This window comes from Burkholderia sp. E168m23 (assembly GCF_016586125.1).
Classification (GTDB): Bacteria; Pseudomonadota; Gammaproteobacteria; order Burkholderiales; family Burkholderiaceae; genus Burkholderia; species Burkholderia orbicola.
The window spans coordinates 1-2,605 of sequence record NZ_BCPP01000978.1; the positions used below are offsets into that span (position 1 = coordinate 1).

Annotated in this window: 1 protein-coding gene and 1 pseudogene; both read left to right on the forward strand. The window is 64.2% G+C overall.

Annotated features, from left to right (window positions below; genetic code table 11):
- Positions 1-677: pseudogene (locus JMF90_RS32815) on the forward strand (glycosyl hydrolase family 5); the annotation flags it as partial.
- A 102-nt stretch (positions 678-779) separates the two neighbouring features.
- A partial coding sequence (locus tag JMF90_RS32820) for a GNVR domain-containing protein (protein ID WP_236598083.1) occupies positions 780-2,605 on the forward strand: 1,826 nt, incomplete at its 3' end.

A 2,605-nucleotide genomic window follows, 5' to 3' on the forward strand; every position in this document is an offset into this window, starting at 1 on the left:
TGGGCGATATCGGCAGCGCGTCCCAGCCCGCGCCCGACGCGGTCAGCGTGCATCCGTATCGGCAGACTGCACCGGAGACCGTGCTGCGCGACTATGTGACGCTCGCGCAAGACCTCGCGACCTATCGCGGTGTTCCCGCGATCTGGGCAACCGAATGGTCGTATCCGACCTATGGGTACAAATACGTGGCGCACACCCGCGACGGCCACGATCCCGTGGCGCGCGAACGCCAGGCGCGCTACGCGGTACGGCGCCTTCTCGTCGACTGGATTGCGCAGATCGGGCTCACCGCCTATTACGACATGCGCAACGACGGCCGCGATCCGAAGAACATGGAGCACAACTTCGGCTTGCTGGACGCGGACAACACACCATTGCCGGCATACGTCGCGGTTCGGCATCTTTTCTCGTTTACCGCCAATGCACGTGGCGCGCGACTGTTCATGGACCCGGTTCGCCGTGTCGCCGTCCTGCAATTGCGCGCCGAAAACGTCGTGAAATACGTGGTCTGGTGCTACGAAACTGACAACACGGTCGATGTCGACCTGTCGCAGTTGCCGGTCGCAGGTACGTCCGCGTCCGATCTCTATGGCGCATCGGTCGATATCGCACATCGTCGGCTGACGATCAGCGAGGAGCAAGGTCCGGTGTTCATCGTCTCAGCGACTGGCCGATAGCCGGCGAGCAGGATCGGGAACGGTCGCATCATTCAGAAAAAAATCATGAAACTCACCGCACGAAACATCGTGGATTCACAGCGGATGCCGGATGAATCCGGCATGGCCCAGCTTTGGCACGCGATCAGACGGCATCGTCGCGTGTTCCTTGCAACGATCGGCGCGACGTTCGCGACAGGGGTGCTGTACGCGCTGCTGGCCACGCCGCAGTACCGGGCCGAAGCGCTTTTGCGCGTGCAGACGAAGCCCGGCTCGTCGATCAGTTCGTTGTCGGATGTCTCCGGAACCATCACGGCTTCGCCGTCCGCGTCCGACGAAAGCGAGATGCTGATCTCGCGCGCGGTCATCGACAACGCGATCTCCACGACCGGTGCCGATCTCGATATCCGTAACGCGAGCCGGTTTCCGCTGATCGGCGGGCTGGTTGCGTCGCGCTTCGACGTGGACGACACGCTCGCTTCGGCCCCGCTGGGGCTGACCGGTTATGCGTGGGGCGGTGAGCGGATCGATATCGGTGAATTCCTGCTGCCGAAAAATGCGCTCGGCGAGCGATTCAGGATCGTCGCGGAAGACGCGAACAACTGGACGCTCTACGATGACGACAACAACGTGCTTGCGCGAGGCAAGGTGGGTGAAGCGGTGCCGTTCAGGCTTCCCGGCGAAGCGACGGCCGGCCGATTGCGCATCGACGTGTTGCGCGCACGGCCCGGCATTGCGTTCACCGTGCGCAAGCAGCCGGAGCCGCTCGTCTACGAAAACGTATCGAAGCATCTGAAGACGGTCGTGCCGAATCGCGATTCGACGCTGGAATCGCCGTCGATGATTCGCCTGAGCTATCAGGCGGACAATGCGCGCGACGCGAAAAAGATGGTCGATGCGATCGTCCAACAGTATCTGCAGCGCGATCTCGCATTTCGGACGGACCGCGCGCGACGCAATCTCGATGCGTTGCGCCAGCGGTTGCCGGCACTCAAGCACGATTTGCAACAGGCCGAGGACGATCTGAATCGGTACCGGACACAGAACGGTGCGATCGACGTCGATCAGCAAGGCGCCGCGTTGATCAGCCGGCTCAATACGCTCGCGGAACACCAGACCGAGCTGCAGATTTCGCTGGACGACGTCCGGCAGCGCTTCCTGCCAAAGAGCTTGCAGTACCAGACCGTGCAGGCTCAGCTCGAACAGGTGAAGCGCGAGATTCGCGACACGAGCGCGATGGCGGCCAGATTGCCGACGACCCAGCGCGAGTTCGTGCGACTGTCGCGTCAGGTGACGATCGCCACCCAGTTGTACACGGGGGTACTGACCAACGCGCAGCAGCTCGAGATCGCCATCTCCAGCGCGGCGCCGGGCGTGACGGCCGTTGATACCGCGGTCGCACCGTTCCGGCCGGTCTGGCCCAAGCGCGGCATCATCGTTCTGGGCGCGTTGTTCGCCGGCGTATTCCTTGCGCTGACGGGCGTGCATCTGCTGTCGCTGCATCGCCGCGAACTGTATTCGCCCGCTGCACTGACCAGGTTGACCGGTCGGCCGTGTCTCGCGATCGTCACGTCGTCGCCTGCATCGGCGGCCGTACCGGGCGGGCCTCGCTCGACGGCGTTGCCGGTGGCGGCCACGCACCCGGACGATGCGGGCATCGATTCGGTGCGCGCATTGCGTGCGAGCCTGAAGGTCGCGCTCGCGGAGCGTCGCCCGGGCAGCGGGGGCAAGGTCCTGCTGTTCACGGGGCCGACGGCTGGCGTCGGCTGCAGCTTCGTGTCGTCGAATCTTGCCTATCTGCTGACGGGAGCGAATGCCAGCGTGCTGCTGATCAATGCGGACCTGCGTGGGTCGTCGGTCGCGGGCGGCCCGGGACTCGCCCAGGTGCTCGATGGCTCGGTGTTGCCCGATGTCGTCACGCTGCGTGTGGCGGGAAGCCGCCTGTCGAT